Here is a 20,899-nt window from a genome sequence, read left to right as displayed (position 1 = left end):
GCGTGGTGCTTGTCGTGGTGCAGCTCCATGATCTTGCCGCTGATGTGCGGCTCCAGGGCGCTGTAGTCGTACGGCAGGTCGGGCAGGGTGTAGACGGACATGTGATTCCCTTCGACGGTGCTGGTGTCGTTGCTGGTCACGCTACGACCTGAACCCTCGTTGAGGTCAACCTGTTCCAGGTGACGCCGGCCAGGTCACGACGCCCAGGTCGCCCCGTCCGGGAATCGGAACCGCGCCACGGACTCGGGGCGCATCTGCGTGGAGTACCCGGGTGCCGTGGGCAGCACGTACGACACGCCCTCGCCGGCGTCCTTCACCATGCACGGGTCGGTGAAGTGCTCGTGCAGGTGGTCCACGAACTCGGTGATCCGACCGTCCAGCGAGCCGGAGACGGCGACGTAGTCGAGCACGGACACGTGCTGCACCATCTCGCACAGCCCGACGCCGCCGGCGTGCGGGCACACCGGGACGCCGAACTTCGCCGCCAGGAGCAGCACCGAGACGATCTCGTTGATGCTGGCGAGCCGCCCGGTGTCGAGCTGGCAGTAGTCGATCGCGCCGGCCTGGAAGAGCTGCTTGAACATCACGCGGTTGTGGCAGTGCTCGCCCGTGGCGACGCGCACGGGGGCGACGCCCTCGCGCACGGCGGCGTGGCCGAGCACGTCGTCGGGCGACGTCGGCTCCTCGATCCACAGCGGGTCGAACTGCTGCAGCGCGCGCACCCACTCGATCGCCTCGGGCACGTCCCACACCTGGTTGGCGTCGATCATGAGGGTGAGGTCGGGGCCGATGATCTCGCGCGCGATGCCGAGGCGGCGCACGTCGTCCTCGAGGCTTGCACCCACCTTGAGCTTCACGTGCCGGTACCCGGCGTCCACGGCCTCCCGGGTGAGCCGGGCCAGCTTGGCGTCGTCGTAGCCGAGCCAGCCGGCCGACGTCGTGTACGCGGGGTAGCCGCGACGCTCCAGGTGGGCGATCCGCTCGGCCTTGCCAGGCTCGGCGGCGCGCAGGATCTCCAGCGCCTCGTCGGGGGTGAGCGCGTCCGACAGGTACCGCAGGTCGGCGACGTCCACGAGCTGCTCGGGAGTCATGTCCGCGAGCAGCCGCCACAGCGGCTTGCCGGCCCGGCGGCCGGCGAGGTCCCACGCGGCGTTGAGCACCGCGGCGAGCGACAGGTGCACCACGCCCTTCTCCGGCCCGAGCCAGCGCAGCTGGCTGTCGGCGGTGAGGTCCCGATAGGTGGCGCCCATGTCGCCGACCACCTCGTCCACGTCGCGCCCGACGAGCAGGTCGGCCTGGTACCGCGCGGCGAGCACGACGACGTCCGTGCCGCGGCCGATCGTGAACGTCAGGCCGTGCCCCGCCAGCGGCGCGCCATCGCCGTCCGTGCCGTCGGTGTGCAGCACCACGTAGACGGCGGAGTAGTCGGGGCTGTCGTTCATCGCGTCCGAGCCGTCGGACTCGAGGGACGTGCGGAAACGGACGTCGGTGATCTCGACGTCGGTGATGGTGGGCATGCGCACCTCTTCGTGGCGGTCTAAGCCGGAAACATCGGATGACTAAGCGCAACGGTAGGGCCCGGACGCCAGGATCACAAGGATCCATGCGCCGGGGCCAGGACAGAGGTCTGAGGAAAAGGCGTCGATCAGCCCGTCTCGATCAGCTCGCGGGGGAGATGCTCATCTCGCCCGCGGGGCCCTGCCGGTAGGCGGTGAAGTACCCGTCGGTGGCCAGCGCGTTCTCGGCCGTGTCGTCGAGGTAGCTCCACACCGGCTCGCCGTCCACGCGCAGCACCACGCGGGTGCCGCCGGTGACGTCGACGGCCCCGAACGTGACCTCATGGGTCGAGCCGGGCGCGATCACGGTGTTGGGGAACGTGTCGACCATGAAGACGGCGGGAGCCCACCGCTGCATCTCGATGACGTCCTCCTTGATGACCACGAGGTAGCCCGAGCTGCTGTTGGTCCACTCGGGGCGCCGCCGCGTCGCAGCTGTTCGAGGCGCGCGCGGCCGGGACGCTGCTGGAGGGTGACGGCTCCGCGACGGTGGAGTGACGGTGAGCGCCGCGGTTGTCAGGCGGGGGAGCTGTGGCAGGCGATGTCAGCGACCTGCTCGGGCACGGAGAGGAACGGGGAGTGTGACGCCCTCAGGGCTCGGACGTGGGTGGGCTGCGCAGGGAAGGCGGCGTCCGCGTCGGCGATGAGCCGGCGCTGCACCGCGACCGGGATCACCGCGTCGTGCTCGGTGGTGACATAGGTGCGCGGCACCGATCCCCAGCCGGCGGCGGTCAGCGTGGTCGTGCCGGCCGCCACGCCGAGCGGTGCGTCGGGGTTGAGCATCGTGATCGCCGCTCCGGCGGTCGCGGGGTCGACGTCCCCGTAGAACGTGTCGCGCAGGCGCTGGCGACCGTCGGCATCAGCCGGGGTGACGTCGAGGCGCAGCGCTCGCGCGGCGGGGTCGGGGCGGAGCAGCGCGGAGAGCCGCGGGGCCTGGGCGTAGGCGAGCGCGGGCGTGTCCGTCGCGGGCATGAAAGCCGCCAGGTAGACCGCGTGCGCCACCAGCTCGGGCGCCTGCTGCGCGGCCCGGGTGAGCACCGTCCCGCCCATGCTGTGGGCGACCACGGTGACCGGGCGGCCTCCGCCGAGCCGCTGGATCTGGTCGACGAGGAAGTCGCCCGTGCGGTCGAGATCGATGTCGGAGGTGCGCACGCCGGCCCGTAGGCCGTGGCCGGGCAGGTCAACGGCATGGCCGACGCGTCCGGCGGATGCGGTGCGGGCGAGGACGTCCGTCCAGCACCAGGCGCCGTGCCAGAAGCCGTGGACGAAGATGATGGGTGTGCGGGGCATGGCGCCTCCTCCGTCGTGGCGGGTGGTCCCGTCACCCAGGACGATGACGCCTACATCTGTACCTGTCAATCTGGACATGTCAGGATGAGGGCATGTCACTGCGACACGCCCTGCTCGGGCTGCTCGAAGATGGGCCGGCCAGCGGATACGACCTGACGGCGCGCTTCGAGAAGTCCCTCCACGCCTACGTCTGGACGGCCCGGCAGAGTCACGTCTACCCCGAGCTGAACCGCATGATTGCCGACGGCCTCATCGAGGTCGTCGAGCGCGGTGCCCGGGGCAGGCGGACCTACGCGATCACGGGGCCGGGCCGCGCAGAGCTGCGTGCGTGGCTGCTGGCACCTGCCGGCCCCCGCGCGGTTCGCGACGAACGTGTGCTGCGGATGGCGCTGCTGTCCGCCCTCTCGGACGACGAAGCACGACGTCTCGTCCTCGGCTACCTCGCCGACGCCGAGATGGCGGAGTCCCAGCTCGTCGGCGTCGCCGCATCCGCCGACGCCGACGACCACGAGCGGGGCCGGCTGCGCTTCGGCCGCCTGGCCCTCGAGTACGGCATCCGCAGCTTCCGGGCGCAGCAGGAATGGGCCCGATGGGCGCTGGAGCAGCTCGACTCCGCGGCGAAGCTGCCGTAGGCCACCGGTGGCTCTAGACCTGCCACCCGGCCTCCGCTGCCCACGCCTCCGCCCGGGCGGTGATCTCGGCGATCAGGCTGCCTTTGGCGTCCGCGTAGTCGTTCATGCTCGGCCAGTCCCGTGCGGCGAGCTCGCGCTTGAGCGCGGCGTAGGCGGCCCGGTCGTCGGCGTCGTGCCGGAGGCGGTCGCGGAACAGCAGGTGCAGACGCTCCCAGTCGCTGCCCGCCGAGCAGACGTGCACGTGCACGTCGCGCGCGGGCGTGCGGACCAGGCGGTGACCGGGCTCGCGGGCGCGCAGCTCGTACCCGGCGGCCAGCAGCGCGGGCAGGTAGGCGCCCTCGTCCTCGACGTCAGGCATGCTGACGTCGATGTCGACGATCGGCTTCGCGGGGAGCCCGCGCACGGACGTCGACCCGACGTGCTCGCCGCCCGTCATGCCGACGCGCCCCACTCCGGCGCCAGCACGGACCAGACCTCGACGTCGAGGCGCTCGTCCCGGTGCAGGTGCTGCCCGCGCAGCACGCCGTCGCGGCGCATCCCCAGCCGGCGGGCGACGGCGATGCTGGGGACGTTCGCGGGCGCGGCCCGCCACTCGACGCGGTGGATGCCGCGCTCCCGGACGGCCCAGTCGATGATGAGCCGGGCCGCCCGCGTCACCAGCCCGCGTCCAGCGGCGGCGGGCTCGAGCCAGCAGCCGGCCTCGGCCGTGCCCTGGGCGACGTCCATCGTGCGGAACAGGACGCCCCCGACCAGCGTGCCGTCCGCCCAGATGCCGTAGAGGCGGCCCGTGTCGGTCGCGGCCTTCTCGGCGTACGAGGTCAGGAACCCGCGGCTCGACGCCAGGTCGGCGACGGCGTCCGGCAGCCCGATGAACCGCCCGACGAAGTCGCGGCCGCGATCCATGTGGGCCAGCAGCTCCTCCGCGTGCCACGGCTCCAGCGGTCGTAGCTCGGCGCCGTCGTCCCCGAGGGACCTCGCGAACATCGTTCCTCCCACGGCCGATGCCGGTCCACGCGACCGGCGTTCGTCGGGGATCCTCCCACGTCGAACGGGACGGACGGCGAACGGGACGGACACGGCGAACGGGACGGACCGGCGCGGGCCGGCCCTCCGCGTAGGGTCGCCGGGTGAACCGGACCGACCGGATGTACGCGATCGTCGAGGAGCTGCGCGCCGTCGCCCCGCGCCCGCGGAGCGCGTCGTGGTTGGCCGTCGCGGTCGCCCTGGGCGGCCTGGCCGGGACGCCGTTCGCGGGCGGCGGGTCGACGGCGCTGCGGAAGATCCTCGCGGCCATGCGCGACGACGACGCGGCCGCCGCGCACGACCTCGCCGCCCGCGTGCACCTGCTCGGGGCGCCCCTCGAGGGACCCACGATCCCCACCGTCCTCGCCGACGCGATCTCCGCGCGCCGCGTCCTGCGGCTGCGGTACACGGACCGCGCGGGGGCCGCGACCACGCGCGACGTCGAGCCGCTCGGCTTCGTCGGGTCCTCCACCGGGTGGTACCTGCTGGCCTGGTGCCGGCTGCGCGAGGGGATCCGCGCCTTCCGCCTCGACCGTGTCGACCGGGTCACGGCGACCAGCGAGCGGGCGCCACGGCGGGTGGTCCGGCCGGAGGACATCCAGGTGCCGGAGGGCGACCTGCGGACCCTCACCCTCCTGGGCTGACCGTCGCGAACGCCGACGGCCGACTCGTCGAAAACACCGACACAGGGGTGTCGCGGAGGGGCGAGACGCTGGTCGGGAGCCGCGGGGAGCCCGCGGCCGCGACCGGGAGGACCACCCATGAACCACGACACGAGCCTCGTCTCCGTGCGCCTCATCACCGACGACGTCGACCGGCTGACCGCCTTCTACGAGCGGCTCACCGGCGTGACGGCGGACCGTCCGTCGCCCGAGTTCGCCGAGGTGCGCACGCCGCAGGGCACCCTCGCCATCGGCAGCACCCGCACCGTCCAGCTGTTCGGCCCCGGCTCCGCGGTGCCCGCGAGCAATCGCACCGCCATCGTGGAGTTCCGCGTCGAGGACGCTGACGCGCTGTTCGCCGGGCTCGACGACACGGTCGAGGTCGTCACCCCGCCGACCACCATGCCGTGGGGCAACCGGTCGCTGCTGGTGCGCGACCCGGACGGGACGCTGGTGAACTGCTTCACGCCCTTGAGCCCGGAGGCGCTGGCGAAGTTCGCCTGATCCACCGGGCGCCGGCGTCGGAACCCGCCGCCGAGGCGGTCCGCCGACGATCTCGGTAGCATTCGGCTGTGGACGAGGAGTGGTTCGAGGAGGCGACGGAGCATAGCGCCGTGGGCCGCGAGGCATGGTCCGTCGCGTGGGAGGCCACGCCGCTCGGCCCCCCGAGCAAGTGGCCGGTCTCGCTGCGTCAGTCCATCCGGCTGTGCTTCTCCACGCGCTTCCCGGTGATGATGGTCTGGGGACCGGACCTGACACTGATCTACAACGACGGCTTCCGCGACATACTCGGCACGGACAAGCACCCGGCCGCGTTGGGAGCGCCCGCGGCGGTGGTCTTGCACGAGATCTGGGACGACATCGGCCCGCTCTTCGACAGGGTCCTGACCACCGGCGAACCGACGTGGAGCCGGGACCTGCCCCTGCTGATGAACCGGTCGGGCTTCGACGAGGAGACCTACATCACGTTCTCCTGCAGCCCGCTGCGGAACGACGACGGCCAGATCGCGGGCGTCCTGGACATCGCGACCGAGACGACGCAGGCGGTCGTGAACCAACGGCGTCTGACGACGCTCGACGAGGTGCACTCCGCCCTGCCGACGTCCTTCACGAACCTGCGGAACTTCGCCCGGCCCGTCGTCGAGGCGATCTCGGCCGGCGCGGATCTCTCGCGGGTCGCCGTCTACGACGTGACCGGCCCCGAGGTCGTCCTGGAGGCGGGAGAGGCCCGGGACCCGGGTGAGATGGCCCTCGTCGCGCGCGCCCTCGGCTCCGGCCAGCTGCTGACGTCTCACGGCATAGTGGTGAAACCTGTGCGCGAGGGGCGCGGGCGGGGCATCCTTGCGGTTCTGGTGCTGTGCGCGACCCCCGCGCAGCCCTGGGACGCGGACTACGCGCGCTTCCTGGCGGTGCTGGTGAGGACGGTCGCCGTAACGCTGCGTGACCTCGTCCGGCGCCGGGGCAGCGACGATGCCCTGCGACGCCGCGCCGTGCTTTCGGAGGAGGAGGGTGCTCGGGCCACCGAGGTCTCCCTCGCCCTGCAACGGGCGGTGCTCACCGACCCGCCGCAGCTCGACGACCTGGAGGTCGTCGTGCACTACCAGCCGGCCGAGCTCGAACGGGACATCGGTGGCGACTGGTACGACGCGTTCGAGACGCGGGACGGGGCGACGACCCTGGTGATCGGGGACGTCGTCGGGCACGACCTGAGCGCCGCCGTGGCCATGGGCCAGCTCCGCGCCCTCGTGCGCGCGATCGGCTACGACAGCCAGGAGACGCCCGCGAGGGTGCTGGAACGGGTCGACGCGGCGATCGCCGGGCTCGCGCTCGGCAGTGCGGCGACCGCCACCGTGCTCGTCGCCCGCATCGAGCAGACGGCGGGGCAACGCCGCCGCCACGTCCGCATCGTGCGCTGGTCCAGCGCGGGCCACCTGCCCCCGATCCTGGTCCGCGCCGACGGCAAGACCGAGATCCTCAGCGCCCGCAACGACCTCCTGCTCGGTGTCGTCCCGTCGGTGCCCCGTTCGGAACATACGATCGCGGTCCATCCCGGCGACACGCTGGTGCTCTACACCGACGGGCTGGTCGAGACCCGGAAGGACGGCCTGCGCGACCGCCTCGACGAGCTCGCCGCGGTGCTCGAGGGCACCCACGCCACCGACCTGCACGCCGTCGTCGAGGCGGCCCTGTCCGGCATGCTCACCGGGACGATCGACGACGATGTCGCGCTCATTGCGGTGCGCTCCCACCCGCAGGGTCCTGCGCCGTCGGGCGGCTCCGTCAGCCCGTGACGCCGTCGCGAGGGCGCCCGGGGCGAGTCGTCGATCATCGTTGGATCGGAGATGAGCTGCCGCGGGGACGACCGGTCTCACACCGGATTCGGCCGGAGCGTGATGGCGCGGCCCATAGGCTGGGTGGGTGATCTCCACAGCCCCCGCCGTGCAGCGGCCGGGCGGCACCCCGAGCGTGCCGCCGCGGCCCTGGTGGCTCGTGGCCGCCGGGCCGGCCGCCGTCCTCGTCGCCGTCCTCGCCGTGCTGTGCGCCGGGGCCTACTCGGGCGCGTTCCAGGCCCTGAGCGGGTTCGCCGACCCCGGCGCGGTGGTGCGGTACGGGCTGCCCGTGCTCACCGTGCTCACCGAGCTCGGCGTCTCCGTGACGCTCGGGGCGCTCCTCGCCGCCGCGTGCCTGCTGCCGCCCGGGCGCGCGCAGAGCCGGGTGCTCGCCGCCGCCGGGGCCGCAAGCGCGGTGTGGGCCGTCGCCGCCGTCCTGCAGCTGGTGCTGCGCTACTCCAACATCTCCGGCACGTCGCCCACCTCCCCGGCGTTCGGGCAGGGGCTGGCGCAGTTCGTCACCGATCTCGACCTGGGCAAGCTCTACCTGGCGATCATCGTGGTCGCGGCGCTCACGTCGGCCCTCGCGATGGCGGTGCGCGGCCCGGTGGGCGCCCTGTGGACGGCGGCGCTGCCGGTCGCGGCCCTCGCCATGCAGTCCACCACCGGGCACGCCGCCGGCGCGGCCGACCACGAGTTCGCCGTCGGCGCGATGCTGCTGCACCTCGTGGGCGCGGCGGTGTGGGTGGGCGGCCTGGGCGCCCTGCTCGTGGTGGTGCTCGGCCCGGCCGGGAAGGATGGTGGGCAGGACGGCGGGCGGCCCACCGGCGACGGGCGCGCGACGGCCGCCGCGGTCGCGCGCTTCTCGCCGATCGCCGGCTGGTGCTTCGCCGCGGTAGGCATCTCCGGGGTGCTGAACGCCTGGATCCGGCTGGAGTCGGTGGGCGATCTGCTCACGCCCTACGGCATCCTGCTGCTCACCAAGGCCGTGCTCCTGGTGGTGCTGGGCGCCCTCGGCTTCGGGCACCGGATGTGGGTGGTGGACCGGCTGGGCAAGGCCGTCGGGGCGGGCGCGGTACGCCGCCTCTTCTGGCGCCTGCTCGCGGTCGAGCTGCTCGTCATCGGGGCCGTGTCCGGGGTGGCCGTGGCGCTGGGCTCCACCGCGCCGCCGGCGGGTGACGACGTGCCCGTCGACGTCTCACCCGCCTTCCAGCTCACCGGCGAGCCGCTGCCGCCCGAGCCGACCATGGCGCGCTGGTTCACCGAGTGGAGCCTGGACCCGCTGCTGGCCTTCGCCTGCGTGGCTGGGCTGGTGGTCTACGTGCGCTGGGCCGTGCGGCTCGCGCGCCGCGGCGACAAGTGGCCCCTGAGGCGCACGGTGTCGTGGTGCCTGGGCATGGTCGTGATGTTCTGGGTCACCAGCGGCGGGCCCGCCGTGTACGGGCACGTCATCTTCAGCGGCCACATGGTGCAGCACATGGTGTTGGCCATGCTGGCTCCGCTGTTCCTGGTGCTCGCCGCCCCCGTGACCCTGCTGCTGCGCGCCATCCCCGCCCGCAAGGACGGCAGCCGCGGCCCGCGCGAGTGGGTGCTGGGGCTCGTGCACTCGCGGTTCGGCCAGTTCCTCGCCCGGCCGGTGGTGGCCGCGGTGCTCTTCGCCGGCGGCATGATCGCGTTCTACTACACGCCGGCATTCGAGTTCGCCCTGCGCAACCACGCCGGGCACGTGTGGATGATCGTGCACTTCACGCTGGTGGGATACCTGTTCGCCAACGCGCTGGTCGGCATCGACCCGGGCCCGAAGCGCCCGCCGTACCCGCAGCGGCTGCTGCTGCTCTTCGCGACGATGGCGTTCCACGCGTTCTTCGGCGTCGTGCTCACGTCCGGCACCTCGCTGCTCGTGGCCGACTGGTTCGGCAACATGGGCCGGTCGTGGGGGCTGCCCGCGATCGAGGACCAGCAGCGCGGCGGTGGCGTCGCGTGGGGCATCGGCGAGCTCCCGACGCTCGCGCTGGCGATCGCCGTCGCCGTGCAGTGGACGACGTCCGACGAGCGTGAGGCCCGCCGCCGCGACCGCAAGGCCGACCGCGACGGCGACGCCGAGCTCAAGGAGTACAACGCGATGCTCGCCAAGATGGCCGAGCGCGAGGACGACGGCGGCCCCGCGCCTCGGTGAGGGCCGTGCTGTGCTCACCATGCAATAAACTGACACCGGACGTAAGATTCATCGGGTGAGTGTGACATCGGGTGCGGGTTTCGTCGGTCGTGGCGCCGTGCTGTCGTCGTTGACGGACCACCTCGCTGCGATCGAACGATCCGGTGCCGGCAGGATCCTGGCCGTTCGAGGGCGACGGCAGGTGGGCAAGTCGACCGTCGTCGAACGGTTCGTCGAGCGGATCGCGCGGCCGTCTGCGTTCGTGACGGGGGTTTTCGGGGCGCCCACCCGCCAGCAGCTCGCGGACGCGACGCGGGCGATCGCGGAGTCTCGCCGCCCGCTCCCGGACGCGGAGCTGCTCACGGCGTCGACGGCGACGTCCTGGCGCGAGTGGCTCGGCAGGCTCGCGCTCGCCGCGCGCTCCGGCCCGATAGTCGTGGTTCTCGACGAGTTTCCCTGGATGGCTGCGGCCGACCGGACGCTCGAGGGCGAGCTGCAGGTGCAGTGGGATCGAGTGCTCGAGAAGCTTCCCGTGCTGCTCATCCTTGTCGGCTCGGACGTGGCAATGATGGAGCGGCTCGCCGAGCACGGCCGACCCCTGTACGGACGGCTGCGACCCTTGGTGGTCTCCGCGCTCGACCCGGCCGAGGTTGCTGAGGCGCTCCCGGGCAGGCCGGCATTCGAAGTCTTCGACTCGTACCTGGTCACCGGCGGGTATCCCCGCCTCGTGACGGACCTTGCCGTCGACGCGGCGGGCACCGCCGCCGGCTACGTCCGCCACGCGCTGACGGACCCTTTCAGCCCGCTGGTCACCACGGCGCGTCTCAGCCTTGACGCGGAGTTCCCCGAACCGCAGACGGCGTCCCAGGTGCTCTCGGCGATCGGTGCCGACGAGACGGCCAGGCCGGGATTCAACGACGTGCTCTCGACCATCAGCGAACCCACGGAGCGCAAGCGGATGGAGACCGCCGTGTCGCGCGCCCTGCGGACGCTGACGGAGGTCAAGGGGCTGATCGAGCGCGAACAGCCTGCCTGGGCGGAACCCTCCTCGAAGCTGCGTCGCTATCGCGTCACCGACCCGTACCTCCGCTTCTGGTTTCGCTACGTCGAGAAACAGACCGGGCGGATCTCGCGTGGACGACCCGACATCGCCGTCGCGGCCTTCGACCGCGACTGGTCGAGCTGGCGAGGGCGCAGCATCGAGCCCGTGGTCCGCGACGCTGTCGGGCGATGGGCCAGGGGCCGGACAGAGCTGGCCGACGTGGACGTGGTCCGGCCGTGGTGGGTGCGCGACGGAAGCGTCGAGGTCGACGTCGTCGCCCAGGCACCCCGACACACCGCGATGATCGGCAGCATCAAGTGGCGCGAGTCGGGCGGAGTCACCGCCCGCGAGATCGACCAGCTTCGGCATCACCGAGACCAGGTCCCGCGCAGTGCAGACGCTCTGCTCGCCGCGATCAGCCCGAGCGGGGAAGCACCGGCCGGGGTCGACGTCGCCCTGTCGGCCGAGGACCTGCTTGCCGCGTGGCGTTGAAGCACACGACGGGTCAGAGCAGCCCGTCGACCACCTTCGCGGCCAGGCCGAACGCGGTGGTGGTGCCCAGCCCGTCGGCGACGGTCACGGTGGTGACGCCCGGCGCGGGGTCGGCGACGACGAACGGCGTGCCGGCGAAGGGTCCGCGCCGCTGGCGGGGGACCACGACGTCCGGCACGGCCCAGCGCTGCAGCACCTGCACGGGCTGCCCGAGCAATGCGGCGGCCTCGCGCAGCAGCAGCGCGTCGGCCGCCTCGGAGCGCTCCGGGTCGCGGTCGAGGCCGGCGTCGGGCCGTCGTTCGGACTCCGGGCGGTGCGCGCCCCCCAGCAGCAGCGACCCGCCGCCGGCGCCCGTATAGGGGGTCAGGGCGAGGTGGACGTCGGCGTCGAGCAGCTCCGGCGCCGCGGTGCGCAACCGCTCGCGCACGTCCGACAGCGCGGGGCTCTGCGCGGACGCGGCTTCGCGCAGGAGGGTCGTGCCGCCCAGGACGGCGGGCGCGGTGGGGTCGAGGTCACGACCGGGGACGGCGACCCGCAGCACCTGGCGCACGTCATGGTGCACGCCGACGTGGGCGGCCTCGTCCGGGAAGAACCGGTCCAGGTCGGCGCCGACGGCGACGAGCACGCGCCGCGCCACGACCTCGCCCCGGGACGTGCGTACCAACGTGCGCCCGGTGCCCGCCTCGAAGGTGAGCGCCGTCGTCGACCACGCGACGTCGGCCCGCGGTCGGGTGTCGAGCCAGGCGGCGAGGGAGCGGAGGGCGTCACGAGGGTCGACCCGCAGGTCGAGCGGGAGGAACGCGCCGCCGACGACGACGTCGGCGGGAACGTGGGCGCGCTCGGCCGTCAGGGGGCGCCCAGGAGCTGTGCGTCGCCGTCGCGGGCGGCGACCAGGTCGTCGAGCACCGCGAGCTCGTCCGCGGACCGCGCCACCACCACGGCGCCGGTGTCCTTGACCCAGAACCCGGCCTCGCGGCCCAGCTTGAGCCAACGCTCGCGGGACGCGAGGGCGCAGGACAGGGTGACCGCGTCCTGGGTGGTGACGGCCACGTGCCCGCTCCGGCGCGCGGACGCCCCGTCGGGCCGCGGGCCGCGCTCGACGACCACCACCGAGTGCCCCCGCGCGTGCGCTTCGACCGCGTGCGCGAGGCCCACGATGCCGGCCCCGACGACGACGAGGTCGGCCGAAGCGGGCAGGGGCGGCTGGTGGGCGGTGCGGGGCGACGGCAGTCTCACGACGAGACCGTGCCCGATGACGGCGCCCCTGCTCAACCGCAGGAGGCACCCTGGCGAACAAGTTCAGGCAACGTTCATCCGGAGTTCCCCGTGGGCCCGGAACCCGCCTGCTCGGCAGACGCTGTGGTAGACCGGCGTCGTGACCCAGGACACACCGACCACCGCGACCGATCAGGCGCCCCCTCCCACCCCGTTCCACGACCTCGACCGCTACCTGGAGGTGCCGCGCGTCGGCGGGCTCGCGCTGAGCCCCGACGGCTCGCGCCTCGTCACGACGGTCCAGAGCCTCGACGCCGAGCGCACCGGCTGGACGACGGCCGTCTGGGAGGTCGACCCCGCGGGCGCGGCCCCGGCCCGGCGGCTCACGCGCAGCCGTAAGGGCGAGTCGTCCGCCGTGTTCACGGCGTCGGGCGACGTGCTGTTCACGTCCGCCCGTCCGGATCCCGACCCCCGACCCGGCGCCGAGAAGGACGTCGGCGAACCGAGGCCCGCGTTGTGGCTGCTGCCCGCGGACGGCGGCGAGGCGCGCGTGGTGGCGACGGCGCCGGGCGGGCTGGGCGGCGCGCTGGCTGCCCGGGAGTCCGACGTCGTCTCGGTGAGCGCGCCGGTGCTGCCACGCGCGGCCGGCCTCGCCGAGGACGCCGCGCTGCGCACGGAGCGCACCGACCGCAAGGTGTCCGCCATCCTGCACGCCGGGTATCCGGTGCGGTTCTGGGATCACGACCTCGGGCCGGACGAGGAGCGCCGGTTCGTGTTCTCGCCGGTCGAGCCTGTCGAGACCGGCGGCGTGGTCTCGACCCTTCGACAGGCTCAGGAGGGCGCAAGCTCGACCGACAACTCGATCGGCAAGGATTCGCTACGGCAGCTCACGGGCGCGGGGCGTCAGCTCGACGAGCACGAGGCGGCCCTGAGCCCGGACGGCGGCACGCTGCTCACGACGTGGGCCGTCTCGGACCCCGGCGCCGCGCGCCGCACGATCCTCGTCGCGGTCGACACCGCCACGGGAGAGCGTCGCACCCTGGTGGACGACCCCGACGCGGACGTCTTCGGCCCCGCCGTCTCCGCGGACGGCCGGTGGGTCGCGTACGGGTCGGAGACGATCACGACGCCCGAGGATGCGCCGGTGATGCGGCTCGGCCTGGTCGCCCTCGACGGGGACGCCGACCCCGAGGTCCTCACCGACGACTGGGACCGCTGGCCGTCGTCGGTCGCGTGGCTGCCCGACGGCTCCGGGCTCGTGCTGACCGCCGACGAGGACGGCCGCGGGCCGGTGTTCCTGCTGACCTTCGGCCTCGGCGGGCCGGGGCCTGAGGGTTCGGGCACGTCCGAGCTGGTCACGGTGGAGCGGGTGACGGCGGACGACGCGACGTTCTCCGACGTGCAGGTCGCGCCCGACGCCTCGGCCCTGTACGCGCTTCGCACCAGCTACGCGGCGCCGTCCGAGCCGGTGCGCATCGACCTCGCCGGCTTCGTCGCGTCCGGCGCGCCGGGGGAGCGCACGCCAGTCGCGGCGGCCGTGCTCCGCGGGCCGGTGCCCGCCCCCGCGCTGCCCGGCACCCTTACCGAGGTGGAGACCACGACGGCGGACGGCGCGCGCGTGCGCGCCTGGCTCGCACTGCCGGCGGGCGCGTCCTCGGACGCGCCGGCGCCCCTGCTGCTGTGGATCCACGGCGGGCCGCTGAGCTCGTGGAGCGCCTGGAGCTGGCGCTGGAACCCCTGGCTGATGGCGGCGAAGGGGTACGCCGTCCTGCTGCCCGACCCGGCGCTGTCCACCGGCTACGGGCAGGACTTCGTGCAGCGCGGGTGGGGCGCCTGGGGCGACGCGCCGTTCACCGACCTCCTGGCGATCACCGACGCCGCCGAGGCCCTGCCCGAGATCGACGAGACCCGCACCGCCGCCATGGGCGGATCGTTCGGCGGATACATGGCGAACTGGGTGGCCGGGCACACCGACCGGTTCGCCGCGATCGTCACACACGCCAGCCTGTGGGCGCTCGACCAGTTCGGCCCCACCACCGACTCCGGCTTCTACTGGCAGCGCGAGATGACGCCCGAGATGGCGGAGGCGAACAGCCCCCACCGCTCCGTGGCCGAAATCCGCACCCCGATGCTCGTCGTGCACGGCGACAAGGACTACCGCGTCCCGATCGGCGAGGGCCTGCGCCTCTGGCAGGAGCTGCTCACGAAGTCGGGCCTGCCCGCCGAGGACGACGGCACGACGGTGCACCGGTTCCTGTACTTCCCGGACGAGAACCACTGGGTGCTCGCGCCCCAGCACGCGAAGGTCTGGTACCAGGTGGTGCTGGGGTTCCTCGGCGAGCACGTCCTGGGCGACGAGACGGAGCTCCCCGCCTATCTCTGACGGATCGCTGGTCGAGCCTGTCGAAACCGCTGGTTGAGCCTGTCGAAACCCGCTGGTTGAGCCTGTCGAGACCGCTGGTTGAGCCTGTCGAAACCGACAGGCTCAACCAGCGGGATCAGGTGGGGGTGACGATGAGGTCGACGAGGACCTCGAGCATGGAGTTGGGGTCGCGGCGGGCGGTGGCGGCCGGGAGCATCGCGGCGCGCTGACCGGCCTCGTGCGCGCCGAGGAGCAGGTCGATGGCGACGTGCTCGTCGACGGCGAACCGCAGACCGAGCGCCGACATCACCCGGTTCAGCGCGGCGATCATCTCCTCGCGCAGCTGGTGCTGCTGGTCCACGTAGCGCTGCGCGACCTGCGGGTCGCGCAGCGCGAGCAGCTCGAACTCGAGCTCCATCACGGTCCAGGACTGCTTGGCGGCCGGGTCGGGCAGCACCGACGCGATGACCTCCCGCACGGTGGTGCGGAATCCGTCCTGGGTGTGCAACGTGGCGGGGTCCACCGTGGCCACCGACCGCTCCAGCGCGCCCAGGTGGGTGCGGGCCTCGCGCTCCGTGAGCGCGAGGAACAGCTCCTCCTTGCTCGCGAAGTTCGAGTAGAAGGCGCCGCGCGTGAAGCCGGCCGCCTCGCAGACGGCCTCGATCGATGCCGCCTGCACGCCGACCCGCGCGAATACCTCGAAGGCGGCGTCGAGCAGGCGCTCGCGGGTGCGCTCGCGGCGGGGCGAGCGGGCCGCGGCGTCGTCGGGGGCGGCGCTGTCGGTGGTCAGGGGTCCTCCTCGGGTTCCGCCGGGTTCCCGGCCCGACCGGGCGTCGTCCCGGACCGGCCTCACTCTAGCCAATACAGCGACGTATCGGATACGTTGGTGCATCGGATACAGTGCCGTATCGAACCCCTGCTCCGTCGTCCCGGGAGATCCTGTGTCCTCCGTCCTGTACTCCCTCGGCCACTGGGCTGCCCGCGCCCGACGCCTCGTCGTCATCGGCTGGGTCCTGGTGCTCGCCCTGGTCGGCGGCGCCGGCGCGCTGCTCTACCAGGGATTCGACAACTCGGTGACCATCCCTGGCACGGAGTCGCAGGACGCGCTGGACAGCCTGTCGTCCACGTTCCCCCAGGTCAGCGGCTCCTCCGCGCAGGTCATCGTCGTCGCCCCGGACGGCTCGACGATCGAGGACGCGGCGGTGCGCGGCCCGGTCGAGGACACCGTCGACGAGATCGGTGACCTCGAGCAGGTGGCCGCCGTCACCTCGCCCTACGACGACCAGTCGCCCGCCTCGATCAGCGACGACGAGCAGGCCACGCTGCTGACCATCCAGCTCGACGGCGACCAGTCGCTCATCACCGAGGACACCAAGGAGTCGCTGCAGGACGCGACCGACGACCTCGCCACCGCGCTCCCGGCCGGCTCCGAGACGAGCCTCGGGGGTGAGCTCTTCAGCGTCGAGTTCCCGGCCCTGACCGTCACCGAGGCGATCGGCGTGGTCGTGGCGCTCGTCGTCCTGATCCTCACCCTCGGCTCGTTCGTCGCCGCCGGCCTGCCGCTGGTCAACGCGCTCATGGGCGTCGGGGTCTCGATGCTCCTGCTGCTCACCGCCACCGCCCTCGGGCCGATCAACTCGACGACGCCGATGCTCGGGCTCATGCTCGGCCTCGCGGTGGGGATCGACTACGCGCTGTTCATCGTCTCCCGGCACCGCGAACAGCTCGGCCAGGGGCTCGGCGTGGAGGAGTCGATCGCCCGGTCGGTCGCGACGGCGGGCTCGGCCGTCATCTTCGCCGGCCTCACCGTGATGATCGCGCTGGTGGGCCTCGGCGTCGCCGGCATCCCGTTCCTCACCGTCATGGGCGTCGCCGCGGCCTTCTCCGTCGGCATCGCCGTGCTCGTCTCGCTCACGCTGCTGCCTGCGCTGATGTCGCTCGCGGGGGAGCGGCTGCGCCCCCGCGAGCCGCGCGCCGCGCGGTCGTCCCGCAAGCAGGCCGGCAAGGGCAGGCGCGTCGCTACGCCGGCGTCCGGCGTGCGGCACAACCGGTTCTTCGACGCATGGGTGCGGGGCGCCACCCGCTTCCCGGTGCTGACCATCGGCGTCATCGTCGTGGCGATCGGGGCGCTGACCCTGCCGGCCATGAACCTGCGACTCGCCCTGCCGGACGCCGGTTCGCTGGCCGAGGACAGCCCCGCGCGCGTGACGTACGACCTGGTGGGTGAGGAGTTCGGCGACGGCTTCAACGGCCCGCTCATCGTCACCGGCTCGATCGTCACCAGCAACGACCCCGTGAAGCTCATGGACGACCTCGGCGACGAGATCGCGACGCTGCCCGGTGTCGCCGACGTGCCGCTGTCCACGCCCAACCCCTCCGCGGACACCGGCATCGTGCAGGTGGTGCCCGAGGGCGGGCCGACGTCGCAGGAGACCAACGACCTCGTCACCGAGATCCGCGCCCAGCACGACCATTACCTCGACAAGTACGGCGTCGACCTGTCCGTCACCGGGTTCGCCGCGGTGGGCATCGACGTCTCCGACAAGCTCGGCGCGGCGCTGGTGCCGTTCGGCCTGGTCGTCGTCGGCCTGTCGCTGGTGCTGCTCACCATGGTGTTCCGCTCGATCTGGGTGCCGATCAAGGCGTCCCTCGGCTATTTGCTGTCCGTCGGCGCGGCCTTCGGCACCGTGGCCCTTGTCTTCGAGAACGGCGTCTTCGCCGACGCGCTCAACGTGACCACGCTGGGCCCCGTCATCAGCTTCATGCCGATCATCCTCATGGGCGTGCTGTTCGGTCTGGCGATGGACTACGAGGTCTTCCTCGTTTCCCGCATCCGGGAGGACTACGTGCACGGCGGCGACGCACGCAGCGCGGTGCGCACCGGCTTCCTGGGGTCGGCCAAGGTCGTCACGGCCGCGGCCGTCATCATGTTCGCCGTCTTCGTCGCCTTCGTGCCCGAGGGCGACATGACGCTCAAGCCGATCGCGCTCGGCCTCGCGGTGGGCGTCCTCGTGGACGCGTTCGTCGTGCGCATGACGCTCGTCCCCGCGGTCCTCGCGCTCCTGGGCGAGCGGGCGTGGCACATGCCGCGCTGGCTCGACCGCCTGCTGCCCACGTTCGACGTCGAGGGCGAGGGGCTCGCCAAGGAGCTGCGCCTCGCGGAGTGGCCCGAGCCCGGCGCCTCCGACGCCGTCGTCGCCCGCGACCTCGAGGTCGCCGGGCCCGACGGCGCCGGGCGGGGGCGGCCCGTCGTGGGGCCGGTGAGCGTGCGCGTGCCCGAGGGCGGCACGCTGTGCGTGCACGGCGACGCCACCGCGCCGGTGTCCGCGCTGCTGCTCGCGCTCGCCGGGCGGATGTCGCTCGACGCGGGCGCCGTGAAGGTGACCGGCCTGGTGCTGCCCGAGCGCGCCATGACGGTGCGCGGCCGCGTCTCCGTGGTCGACGCGCTCGCGGAGCGGGGCCGCCCGGCGGCCGCGGTGGACGCCGCCGTGCGCGACGGCGCCCGGGTCGTGGTGGTGGACCGCACCGAGGTGGTGGCCGACCGGCCGGACCGGGAGGAGCTCGCGGGCGCGCTCGCCCGGGCGCAGAGCCGCGGCGTCGCCGTGCTGCTCGGCGCCAGCGGCATCGCCGCGACCGACCTGCTCGACAACGGCGCGGGCCGCGAGGTCCCGGTGCTCGACGTCGGGGCCGGCTGGGGCGCCCCGAGCGTGCTCACCGGGGCGGCGGTGCCGCCGCCCGTCCCGCTGGTCGGGCCTGTCGAAACCCAGGACCCGCCGGTCGAGCCTGTCGAGACCCCAGGCTCGACCAGTGATTCGAACGACGAGAACACCCACGTGCAGGAGGTGCGGGCATGACCGCCCCGACCATCATCCCGACCCCAGCCGGCACGGTGCGCCGCAACCCCTGGCGCATCGCCGCCGTCGCGCTGCTGCCGATCATGGTGCTCGGGCTGCTGCTCGCCGCGCTGTGGAACCCGCAGGACCGGCTCGACCAGGTCCCCGCGGCCATCGTGAACCTCGACGAGCCGGTAGAGGTGGACGGACAGACCGTGCCGCTCGGCCGCCAGCTCGCGTCCGGCCTGGTGAGCGGCGGCGCGACCGCCGACGGCGCCAAGGCCGCCCGGCCCGACACGGACGCCACGAACTTCGACTGGACCATCACGGACGCCGACAGCGCGGCCGACGGCCTCGTCGACGGCACCTACTCCGCCGTCGTGACGATCCCGGAGGGCTTCTCCGCGGCGGCGACGTCCTTCGGCGGGGACGACGCGTCCTCGGCGCGGCAGGCGACCGTCGACGTCAGCACGCCGCCCGGCGGCCGGGTGGCCGACGACGCGCTCGCCCGGGTGGTCGCCGCGACGGCGACGTCCGTCATGTCGTCCAGCCTCACCGAGACCTACGTGGACAACGTGCTCGTCGGCTTCGACCAGCTCGCCGACGGCATCGGCGAGGCACAGGACGGCGCCGTCCAGCTCGCCGACGGCGCGGACGAGGCCGCCGGCGGGGCCGGGCAGCTCGCCGACGGCGCGGGCAGCGCCCACTCGGGTGCCGACGAGCTCGCGGGCGGCGCCGACCAGCTCGCCGGCGGCGCTTCCGAGCTCGCGGGCGGCGCCGGCCAGCTGGCCGACGGTGTCGGGCAGAGCGCGTCCGGTGCGGACGGCATCGCCGGCGGCGTGGAGGACCTCGCCTCGGGCACCCGCGGGCTCGCGGGCGGTGCCCGTGAGCTGGCCGACGGCCTGGGGGACCTCGATGAGCAGGCCGGGCAGCTGCCCGAGCAGGCGAAGCAGCTCGCCGACGGCTCCGACCAGGTGGCGACCGGCGTCGAGGGGCTCGCCGGCCAGCTGTCCGCCGCCGGCGAGACCGCCGAGGGCACGCTCGCCCAGATCGGCACCGCGCTCGGGTGCGCGGGCGGCGCCTCGGCCGTGGACGACCTGCTGCCGCCCGAGGTCCGGGAACTCATGACCGACGAGCAGCTGCAGGAGATGGGGGAGGGCCTCGCGGCCCGGTCGTCGGAGACCTGCACCCAGATCGAGGACGCGCAGCAGCAGATCGACACGCAGGGCGGGCAGCTCGACCAGCTCAGCGCCGGCGCGCGGGAGGTGGCCGACGGCAACGCGGCGCTCGCGTCCGGCCTCGGTGAGCTGTCCGGCGGCGTCGGTCAGCTCGCCGACGGCGCCGACGGCCTCGCGGACGGTGTGGACGAGACCGCGGACGGCGCGGGCGACCTCGCGACCGGGGCGCGCGGCCTGGCCGACGGGCTCGGCCAGCTCAGCGGGGGCGCCGACACGCTGGCGTCCGGGGCGACCGAGCTCTCCAGCGGGACCACGGGGTTCGCGTCCGGCGCGGGAACGCTGTCGGACGGGATCGGCGACCTGGCGTCCGGCGCGGGCGATCTGTCGGACGGCGTGGGCCAGCTCGCGTCCGGTTCGGACGACCTGGCGTCGGGCCTCGGCGAGGCCAAGAACCAGATCCCGACATACACGGACGACGAGCGCAAGACGCTGTCGTCGGTGGTGGCCGAGCCGGTGGCCGCGCCGTCGGCGAGCGGGCTGAGCACCGGCGCGTCGGGGCCGCTGTTCGCCGTCGTGGCGCTCTGGCTGGGGGCGCTGGCCCTCATGACCGTGTTCCCGCCGGTGTTCGCGCGGGCCCTCGGCTCGACGCGGGACTCCGTGCGCCTGACGCTGTCCGCGTTCGCCGTGCCGGCGGCCGTGGCTGCGGGCACGGGCGTCGCGGTGGGCGTGATCCTCGCGGCCGTCCAGGACCTGGACCTCGGCGGCTGGGTGGGGGCGATCCTCGTGGGCGCCGCCGCGTCGGTGGCGTTCGTCGCCGTGCACCAGGGCTTCCTGGGGCTGCTCGGCAACCTGGGGCGGGGGATCAGCCTGCTGATCGCCGTCCTGGTGATCGCCACGGGGGTGGTCGCGACCGTCCCGGCCCTGCTCCAGGGCGCGGTCGACCTGCTGCCCGTCGGGGCGGCGCGGGAGGCCCTCACGGCGATCGTGATCCCCGCGGCGGGCGGCCTCGGCGCCCCGGTGGCCGCGCTGGTCGTCTGGGGGCTGGCGGGTCTGACGCTCGCCACGCTCGTCACCGCGCGTGGGCGTCGGCTCGGCGTGCGGGTGCTGCTGCGCACCTGACGCCGGTCGT

General features: G+C 73.6%; 17 protein-coding genes and 1 pseudogene. 9 read left to right on the top strand and 9 right to left on the bottom strand.

Features of this window, described 5'->3' with window-relative positions; all coding sequences use genetic code 11:
- The 4 genes and pseudogenes from AC1C2W_RS12165 to AC1C2W_RS12150 all read right to left on the bottom strand — a co-directional run.
- A pseudogene (locus tag AC1C2W_RS12165) lies at positions 1 to 101 on the bottom strand (superoxide dismutase); the annotation flags it as partial.
- Between the two features lie 93 nt (positions 102 to 194).
- Complete coding sequence (locus AC1C2W_RS12160) at positions 195 to 1,517, bottom strand: L-fuconate dehydratase (protein WP_495413209.1); 1,323 nt, start codon at positions 1,515 to 1,517, stop codon at positions 195 to 197.
- A 142-nt stretch (positions 1,518 to 1,659) separates the two neighbouring features.
- Positions 1,660 to 1,941, bottom strand: a complete 282-nt coding sequence (locus tag AC1C2W_RS12155) for a hypothetical protein (RefSeq protein WP_495413208.1) — start codon at positions 1,939 to 1,941, stop codon at positions 1,660 to 1,662.
- A 131-nt stretch (positions 1,942 to 2,072) separates the two neighbouring features.
- Entirely contained in the window at positions 2,073 to 2,846 is a 774-nt protein-coding gene (locus tag AC1C2W_RS12150; protein ID WP_495413207.1) for an alpha/beta fold hydrolase, read from the bottom strand.
- A gap of 92 nt (positions 2,847 to 2,938) precedes the next feature.
- On the opposite strand from AC1C2W_RS12150, the gene AC1C2W_RS12145 reads away from it, so the two are divergent.
- On the top strand, positions 2,939 to 3,478 hold the full coding sequence (locus AC1C2W_RS12145; RefSeq protein WP_495413206.1) for a PadR family transcriptional regulator: 540 nt from the start codon (positions 2,939 to 2,941) through the stop codon (positions 3,476 to 3,478).
- Positions 3,479 to 3,491: 13 nt separating this feature from the next.
- Here the strand turns inward: AC1C2W_RS12145 and AC1C2W_RS12140 are convergent, their stop codons facing one another.
- The gene (locus AC1C2W_RS12140) at positions 3,492 to 3,914 is read right to left on the bottom strand and encodes a GrpB family protein (protein ID WP_495413205.1); all 423 of its coding nucleotides are present in this window, start codon (positions 3,912 to 3,914) and stop codon (positions 3,492 to 3,494) included.
- Complete coding sequence (locus AC1C2W_RS12135; protein ID WP_495389111.1) at positions 3,911 to 4,462, bottom strand: GNAT family N-acetyltransferase; 552 nt, start codon at positions 4,460 to 4,462, stop codon at positions 3,911 to 3,913. Before AC1C2W_RS12135 ends, AC1C2W_RS12140 begins: the two co-directional genes overlap by 4 nt.
- 143 nt (positions 4,463 to 4,605) lie before the next feature.
- On the opposite strand from AC1C2W_RS12135, the gene AC1C2W_RS12130 reads away from it, so the two are divergent.
- The 5 genes from AC1C2W_RS12130 to AC1C2W_RS12110 all read left to right on the top strand — a co-directional run bounded on the left by AC1C2W_RS12130 (position 4,606) and on the right by AC1C2W_RS12110 (position 11,182).
- Complete coding sequence (locus tag AC1C2W_RS12130; RefSeq protein ID WP_495413204.1) at positions 4,606 to 5,145, top strand: helix-turn-helix transcriptional regulator; 540 nt, start codon at positions 4,606 to 4,608, stop codon at positions 5,143 to 5,145.
- 117 nt (positions 5,146 to 5,262) lie between these two features.
- Positions 5,263 to 5,667, top strand: coding sequence for a VOC family protein (locus AC1C2W_RS12125; RefSeq protein ID WP_495413203.1), 405 nt, complete (start codon positions 5,263 to 5,265; stop codon positions 5,665 to 5,667).
- Positions 5,668 to 5,735: 68 nt separating this feature from the next.
- Positions 5,736 to 7,454: a PP2C family protein-serine/threonine phosphatase gene (locus AC1C2W_RS12120; protein ID WP_495389108.1), complete on the top strand. Its 1,719-nt coding sequence runs from the start codon at positions 5,736 to 5,738 to the stop codon at positions 7,452 to 7,454.
- A gap of 127 nt (positions 7,455 to 7,581) precedes the next feature.
- Entirely contained in the window at positions 7,582 to 9,669 is a 2,088-nt protein-coding gene (locus AC1C2W_RS12115) for a bifunctional copper resistance protein CopD/cytochrome c oxidase assembly protein (RefSeq protein ID WP_495413202.1), read from the top strand.
- 55 nt (positions 9,670 to 9,724) lie between these two features.
- On the top strand, positions 9,725 to 11,182 hold the full coding sequence (locus AC1C2W_RS12110) for an ATP-binding protein (RefSeq protein WP_495413201.1): 1,458 nt from the start codon (positions 9,725 to 9,727) through the stop codon (positions 11,180 to 11,182).
- Between the two features lie 13 nt (positions 11,183 to 11,195).
- On the opposite strand, the gene AC1C2W_RS12105 is transcribed toward AC1C2W_RS12110, so the two are convergent.
- Both AC1C2W_RS12105 and AC1C2W_RS12100 read right to left on the bottom strand, forming a co-directional pair.
- Positions 11,196 to 11,846, bottom strand: coding sequence for a hypothetical protein (locus AC1C2W_RS12105; RefSeq protein WP_495413200.1), 651 nt, complete (start codon positions 11,844 to 11,846; stop codon positions 11,196 to 11,198).
- Positions 11,847 to 12,028: 182 nt separating this feature from the next.
- Complete coding sequence (locus tag AC1C2W_RS12100; protein WP_495413199.1) at positions 12,029 to 12,418, bottom strand: FAD-dependent oxidoreductase; 390 nt, start codon at positions 12,416 to 12,418, stop codon at positions 12,029 to 12,031.
- A gap of 139 nt (positions 12,419 to 12,557) precedes the next feature.
- Between AC1C2W_RS12100 and AC1C2W_RS12095 the strand changes: the two genes are divergently transcribed.
- On the top strand, positions 12,558 to 14,780 hold the full coding sequence (locus tag AC1C2W_RS12095; protein WP_495413198.1) for a S9 family peptidase: 2,223 nt from the start codon (positions 12,558 to 12,560) through the stop codon (positions 14,778 to 14,780).
- 115 nt (positions 14,781 to 14,895) lie between these two features.
- Here AC1C2W_RS12095 and AC1C2W_RS12090 read toward each other — a convergent pair whose 3' ends face one another.
- On the bottom strand, positions 14,896 to 15,612 hold the full coding sequence (locus AC1C2W_RS12090; RefSeq protein ID WP_495413197.1) for a TetR/AcrR family transcriptional regulator: 717 nt from the start codon (positions 15,610 to 15,612) through the stop codon (positions 14,896 to 14,898).
- A gap of 88 nt (positions 15,613 to 15,700) precedes the next feature.
- On the opposite strand from AC1C2W_RS12090, the gene AC1C2W_RS12085 reads away from it, so the two are divergent.
- Positions 15,701 to 18,613: an MMPL family transporter gene (locus AC1C2W_RS12085; protein ID WP_495413196.1), complete on the top strand. Its 2,913-nt coding sequence runs from the start codon at positions 15,701 to 15,703 to the stop codon at positions 18,611 to 18,613.
- Positions 18,610 to 20,889: a YhgE/Pip family protein gene (locus AC1C2W_RS12080; protein ID WP_495413195.1), complete on the top strand. Its 2,280-nt coding sequence runs from the start codon at positions 18,610 to 18,612 to the stop codon at positions 20,887 to 20,889. Before AC1C2W_RS12085 ends, AC1C2W_RS12080 begins: the two co-directional genes overlap by 4 nt.
- Positions 20,890 to 20,899: the final 10 nt, after the last annotated feature.

The organism is Isoptericola sp. Y581, assembly GCF_059445475.1.
This window is presented reverse-complemented; position numbering and strand designations above follow the sequence as displayed.